This window comes from Paraburkholderia sp. 2C (assembly GCF_054589215.1).
Map to the genome: position 1 here is coordinate 1 of NZ_BAAILL010000065.1, position 6,452 is coordinate 6,452.

The 6,452-nt window shown below is 66.2% G+C and carries 7 protein-coding genes; all 7 read right to left on the reverse strand.

Annotated elements, in window-relative coordinates:
- Window positions 1–74: 74 nt before the first annotated feature.
- The gene (locus tag ACYPXD_RS28935; RefSeq protein WP_459719789.1) at window positions 75–1,322 is read right to left on the reverse strand and encodes a DUF3443 family protein; all 1,248 of its coding nucleotides are present in this window, start codon (window positions 1,320–1,322) and stop codon (window positions 75–77) included.
- A 42-nt stretch (window positions 1,323–1,364) separates the two neighbouring features.
- Complete coding sequence (locus tag ACYPXD_RS28940) at window positions 1,365–1,988, reverse strand: DUF2844 domain-containing protein (RefSeq protein WP_459719792.1); 624 nt, start codon at window positions 1,986–1,988, stop codon at window positions 1,365–1,367.
- Between the two features lie 371 nt (window positions 1,989–2,359).
- Window positions 2,360–3,067, reverse strand: a complete 708-nt coding sequence (gene cheZ, locus ACYPXD_RS28945; RefSeq protein ID WP_459719795.1) for a protein phosphatase CheZ — start codon at window positions 3,065–3,067, stop codon at window positions 2,360–2,362.
- A 1-nt stretch (window position 3,068) separates the two neighbouring features.
- Complete coding sequence (cheY, locus tag ACYPXD_RS28950) at window positions 3,069–3,464, reverse strand: chemotaxis response regulator CheY (RefSeq protein WP_459719798.1); 396 nt, start codon at window positions 3,462–3,464, stop codon at window positions 3,069–3,071.
- Window positions 3,465–3,692: 228 nt separating this feature from the next.
- Window positions 3,693–4,787 (reverse strand): protein-glutamate methylesterase/protein-glutamine glutaminase, encoded by a 1,095-nt coding sequence (locus tag ACYPXD_RS28955; protein ID WP_459719801.1) that lies wholly within the window; start codon window positions 4,785–4,787, stop codon window positions 3,693–3,695.
- A gap of 5 nt (window positions 4,788–4,792) precedes the next feature.
- Entirely contained in the window at window positions 4,793–5,539 is a 747-nt protein-coding gene (gene cheD / locus ACYPXD_RS28960) for a chemoreceptor glutamine deamidase CheD (RefSeq protein ID WP_459719804.1), read from the reverse strand.
- A partial coding sequence (locus ACYPXD_RS28965; protein WP_459719807.1) for a CheR family methyltransferase occupies window positions 5,536–6,452 on the reverse strand: 917 nt, incomplete at its 5' end. The genes ACYPXD_RS28965 and cheD, both read right to left, overlap by 4 nt.

Below are 6,452 nucleotides of genomic sequence, written 5' to 3' on the forward strand. Positions count from 1 at the left end.
GGACGAGACGGCCGGGGAGCCGCCCGGCCGCGGCCCCTGCAGGGGCCGCTTTCGTTGTGCGCGAACGCGCGTGCCTAGAACGCGATAAACGGCGCCCGGCCGCCGGACGAACTGAGGTCGAGCCCGTGATACACGGTCTTGCCGAAGTAGAACGGCAAGCCGAGATCGAGCGTCCCATTGGCGGCTGTGCCGGTCAGATTGGGCAGCGCGAAGTTACCGCTGTTGAAGAGAGTGTTGGCGTTATCCGCAAAAAAGGTCACCCCCAGCGCGGTCGTGCTCTCGCCCTGCAGCGTCGCGGTCAGCGTCTGCTTGCTCGTCGGGCAGTAGAAGTCCGGTGCATTGCTGCCGCACGCCGTGAGCGCCGGGCCGAAGAACATTCCGTTGGAACCGGTGTCGAGGAACGCGTCGACGTTGGTCAAACCGCTGAAGGTGCTGTGCTGCAGGTCACCCGCCTGGTCGGACGTGAGCACCGTCACCGTGCCCGGCATCGCGTTGTTCGCCTGCGTGTTGATGCCGAACGTCACGAGGCCCGTCGCCGTCTTCGATCCGCCGTCGGGCACCGCCGGGAACTGGACGATCACGCCGTTATTGTCGGCCGCGAAGCGCGCCACCGGGTTCGTGACCTGCTGGGCGACCGCGACCGGCACGCGCGTACAGTTGGCCGTGGTCGTGTTGGGCGGGCAGGAAAAGTAGGTGCTCGGATTGGAGGCCGAGATCGCCGCCGCACACGCCGTTCCGCAGTCGGCAACTGCCACGCCCACACCGAGTATGCCGTTCGCATTGAGCGTAGCGGCGGTGTCTTCAGCACCCGACACAGGCACGCGGTCCGTGCAGTTGTCGCTCGGAATCGTCGCGTCCGAAAGATCGCCGACCACCTGAACCGGAATACTGCTCGCGGTCTCGCCGCCGATATGAACGTCGGCCGTACGGATCGTCCCCCACGTGAAGCTCTGCGCAAAGAGCGCGCATTGCGCAAGCACGCCGGAGCCCGACGGCAGCGTCGGCAGGCTCGCGGCGGTCGTTCCGAGCGATGCGTTCAGCACGCGCAGGCCGAACGACTTGGTATCGAGCAGCACGTTGCTGATGGTTTGACAGGCGGTCGCCGAACCGGGCGCGCAGACCGTCACGGTCACGGTCGGGATATTCACGTTACCCGACACGCCCTGACTGATGACCGCGGAGACCTGATTCCCTCCGGCCGGCGCCGGGCTGCTCGGCGTGTTCGAACCGGTGTTGTTGCTGTCGCCCCCGCCCCCGCCGCAACCGGCGGCGATCAGCGACACGGCAAGCGCAGCGGCGGCGGCCTTCAGCCAGGCCGTCATTCTGGTTGTTCGTTGCACGAGGATTCTCCCGTCGTCGGTCGGTTAGCGGATATCGTTGGCGGTCACACCGGGCGGCATCAGCGCAGGCAGATACCCGCAGCCGATATAGCTGCCCATATGGCCGCCGGCACGAACGACGAGGCCACCCTGCTCGACCGTCGACGGGCCGCGCGCGACACCGCCGCGTGTGGCTTGCGCCGCACGCGCACCGTCCACGTATTGCTGGTAATAGTCGCTGCCGAAGATCTCGCTGAGGTTCGGATAGGCCGGGCCCTTCCAGCACGCGGCAAACACCTGGCCGTTCCCGTCCACGTATTCGCGCACGACGGTGCCGGTTGCCAGCGTGGTCGAGCGCACCGTGTAGGAGGCGGCGCCGGACGCGCCTGAAGAAGACGGCGCAGCCGATGCGCCCGAGGTAATCGCATTGCGCATCGTCGCCGTGGCCGATGGGCCTGACGACGACGTACCCGGCGTGGCCGGTGCAGCCGGCGTACCCGGGCTGGCCGAAGGACCGGATGTCGTGACGCTCGCGCCTTGCGGCGTCGTCATCGGCGTACCGCCTAACGCCGCGTTCGCGGACGGCGCGGCGGCCAGCATGCCGGCCGCGCAGAATGCGGCGGCGGCGTACGCGAGAACGCGACGCCGCGACTGGTTTGATTCGAACATCAGCATTCTCCCCTTAAGACTGCGCTCGCGACGCGAGCCGCATGCAGTCCGAACCTGATTGGCATATTCTCGCCGACAAACCGTGACACGCGATGACACGCGGCGCCATATCCACGTCCGATCGGCATTCCTGGCAACGCCGGCTGCTTTTCGGAAAGCTCGCTGGAAGGCGGTCCGACGACATGCTCTGACAGCACGTTGCAAGCCCGTTACCCGATGTTAAGAACATTGAAGGCCACGCGGCTTTGCGTGATGGCTAGTATGCCTGCGGATACAAGGAAGGGACAGATTCCACGGCCGCGCGAACGCCTGCTGCCGGCAGCCGCGAAATCTTCAGGGACCACAGCGGGGTAATGCTGAAGCGATCGGCCTTAGAAACCGAGGCTCGCGAGCAGATCGTCGACCTGCGACTGATCCTGCATCACGTCGGCCTTGCCTTCCGGGTTGATCTGCGGACCGTTGAGCAGACCCTCGGGGCTGCCCGTCGACGACACTTCCGCGACGAGCGCCGCCGCCGTCGCCGCGAACTGCTCGCGCCGCTCGGGCGCGATGTTCTCGACCAGCACGCCGAGCAGTTGCTGCTCGATCACATAGACGATCTCGGTGATCTTTTTGATGACCTGGCCGGTCAGGTCCTGGAAATCCTGCGCGAGCATGATCTCGAGCAGTTGCTGGTTGGTCGCCGCCGTCGCGTCGGGCAGCTTGCCGAGAAACGTGTGCGTGTCGTCCATCAGCACGCGCACTTCATCACGCCCAAGCGGCGCCGCATACCACTGCGCCCAGCGCGCATCGAGCTTGCCCGCGTCCTGCTGCAGCTGTTCCTGGATCGGCTTGGCGACTTCGATCGCGGTCAGCACCTTTTCGGCGGCCTGCTCGGTCATGGTCGCAACATATTTCAGACGGTCGCGCGCGTCCGGCACCGCTTCCGCCGCACGCTCGACATGCTTGTCGATACCGAGCTCGCGCATCGAATCGCGCAGCGTGCGTGTCAACTGGCCGATCCGGGCGAGAATCCGGTCGGTGGTGAGATCGCTGTCGTCGCGCGCGACCGCGTCCTGCGCGTTGGTCGGCTGGTCCACATCAGCTCCCGGTTTTGCCCATCTTTTCAAGAATCTTGTTGAGCTTCTCGTCGAGGGTCGCCGCGGTGAACGGTTTCACCACGTAGCCGCTCGCGCCCGCCTGAGCCGCTGCGATGATGTTTTCCTTTTTCGACTCGGCGGTCACCATCAGCACCGGCAGGTGCGTGAGGCTCGCGTCGGCGCGAATTTCCTTCAGCATCGCGAGACCGTCGAGGTTCGGCATGTTCCAGTCCGAGATCACGAACTCGTAGCTGCCGCCGCGCAGCCGGGCGAGACCCGCCGCGCCGTCTTCCGCTTCGTCGACGTTCGAGTAGCCAAGCTCCTTCAGCAGGTTGCGGACGATCCGGCGCATCGTCGGAAAGTCGTCCACCACCAGAATTTTCATTCCCTTGTCCATCTGATTCCCCTCAATTACCTGATCTGGCCGGGCGGCGCATTGCCGCCCGTTCGTCATTCAGTTCCCGGTCCGCGCTCGGGCCCGATGCAACCAAGCCGCAGCGAGCCGCATCGATTGGCCGTATAGAACGGTTATCGGCCGCACTGCGGTTACTCTGTAACCCGAGCGTCCTGCATTGACCCCGCCGCCGTGCGCCCGCGTTCCGCAAGCGCGCCGCGACCGGCATGATTACACACGCTGCACCCGTTCGCCCATCGAGTTGAGTCGCGCCATCACGCGGCGGCTCATATCGGCAAGCGGAGAGATGTCGTCGGCGGCGCCCAGCGCGATCGCTTCGCGCGGCATGCCGAACACAATGCAGCTCGCCTCGTCCTGCGCAAGCGTATAAGCGCCCGCGCGGCGCATGTCGAGCAGACCCGCGGCGCCGTCGCGGCCCATGCCGGTCAGGATCACGCCGATCGCGTTCTTGCCCGCATGCTGCGCGGCCGAGCGGAACAGCACGTCGACCGACGGACGGTGACGGTTCACGGGCGGCTCCTCCGACAGATGCGCAATATAGTTCGCGCCGCTGCGCGCGAGCAGCAGGTGCGCATGGCCCGGCGCGATATACGCGTGGCCCGGCAGCACGCGCTCGCCGTGCTCCGCTTCTTTCACCGTGATGCGGCACAGCCCGTTCAGACGCTGCGCGAACGACTTCGTGAAGCCGGGCGGCATATGCTGCGCGATCAGCACGGCCGGCGCATCGGGCGGCAGCGGCACGAGCACTTCGCGAATCGCTTCGGTGCCGCCCGTCGACGCGCCGACGATGATCAGCTTCTCGGTCGACACGAGCGGGTTATTGAAGAGCGGCGCGTGCGTCGCCGCGGCCGCCGGATGCGCGCCGCCTGCTGCCGGATGCCCGGCCGGCGCGGCCTGCCGCACACGCGCGCGGGCTGCCGCGCGCACCTTGTCGGCGAGCTTCTCCGCGTAATCGAGCATCCCGTCGCGGATGCCGACGCGCGGCTTCGTCACGAAATCGACGGCACCCAGTTCGAGCGCGCGCAGCGTGATTTCCGAGCCGCGCTCGGTCAGCGACGACACCATCACGACCGGCATCGGCCGCAGACGCATCAGCTTCTCGAGGAAGTCGAGGCCGTCCATGCGCGGCATTTCGACGTCGAGCGTCAGCACGTCCGGGTTGTGCTGCTTGATCAGCTCGCGCGCGACGAGCGGATCGGGCGCGGTCGCCACCACTTCCATATCGGGCTGGCCATTGATGATCTCGGTCATCAGGCTGCGGATCAGTGCCGAATCATCGACGCACAGTACCTTGATCTTTTGCACAGTTGCTACGCCTCCTCTGCGGTCCGCGCATTTTTGGAATCGTTCTCGCGGCCGCCCGCGTTGAACAGCTCGATGCGGGGCTTCGCTGCGCCGCCCGCTGCCGCGCCGGCCGGACCGCCGGCTTTTCCGGCGCTGAACAGCTCGACACGCGCGCGCGCTTTCGCGAGCCGTTCGGCGCGTGCCTCGGCGGTCTGCCGGGCCAGCACGCGCTCGCGCTCCGCCACATCCGGGTCCTGCTGCAACCCGAGTTTTTTCACCATCACCTGGCCCGTGCGCGGCAGGAACGCGACCTTGCGCGGATGCGCGCCCTGCAGGTCTTCGGCGATGATGCGGATCTTTTCGAGCGCCAGATAGCGGCGCACGAACTCCGAGTTGCGATCGCCGATGTTCATCGTCGTCATGCCCGCGAGCACCGCGGCGCCGCCGAACACCTTCGCTTCGAGCCGCTCGCGGCGCCCGCCCGCCTTGATCAGCTCGTTGATCAGCACTTCCATCGCGTACGCGCCGTAGCGCATGGCGTCCGAGGCCGCCTGCACGACTTCCGCGCCATCGTCGGGCAACATGAAGTGGTTCATCCCGCCGATGCCCGCGGCGCGGTCCTGGATGCAGGCGGCGACGCACGAACCGAGCACGGTGACGAGCACCATGTCTTCGTTGGTCGTATAGAACTCGTTCGGCAACAGCTTCACGCCGGGGCGCTTGAAGTGGTTGTCGTAATAGAGATTGTTTGCGATCGGTAACGCGGCGCTCATGCATTCACCTCATTCATCGCGCCGGGCGCGCGCGCGGGAGCCGGCGCGGCGCCGCTGTCGCGCGTCAGCTCGTAGACGGTCTGGCCTTTGAGGCGGAACGCCTGCGTCACATAGGTGAAGTTCTCCGAGTGACCGGCAAACAGCAGGCCGCGCGGCTTCACAAGCGGTTCGAAACGCGCGAGCACCTGCGACTGCGTCGGCTTGTCGAAGTAGATCATCACGTTGCGGCAGAAGATCGCATCGAACGGATTGCGCAGGCCGTAATCGCGATCGGTCAGATTGATCCGCTCGAAACGGATCATTGCGCGCAATTCGGGCCGCACCTTGACGAGCCCCGCATGCGCGCCCGTGCCGCGCAGGAAAAAGCGCTTCAGGCGCTCCGGCGACAGATGCCTGACCTGCTCGTACTGATAGACGCCCGCGTCGCATTTCGCGAGCACCTGCGTGTCGATGTCGGTCGCGAGCACGCTCGCGTGGCGCGCGGCCGATTCGCCGAGCGCTTCGACGAGCGTCATCGCGATCGAATACGGTTCCTCGCCGGTCGAGGCCGCCGAACACCACACCGACACCGGCTGCTGCCGCTTCTTCACAAACTCGGCGAGAATCGGAAAGTGATGTGCTTCGCGGAAAAACGCGGTCAGGTTCGTCGTCAGCGCGTTGGTGAACGCCTCCCATTCGGCCGGATCGTCGCTCGCTTCGAGCTGGTCGAGGTAGTCGCGGAAGCTGTCGAGACCGAGCGTGCGCAAACGGCGCGCAAGCCGGCTATACGCCATATCGCGCTTGTGATCGGACAACGAAATGCCTGCGCGGCGATAAATGAGCTCGCGAATACGCGTGAAGTCGGCCGACGTGAATTCGAAGTCGCGGCCCGGCTCGCCGGCGCGCGGTGCGTCGGCGCGGCCGCCGCGTTGCG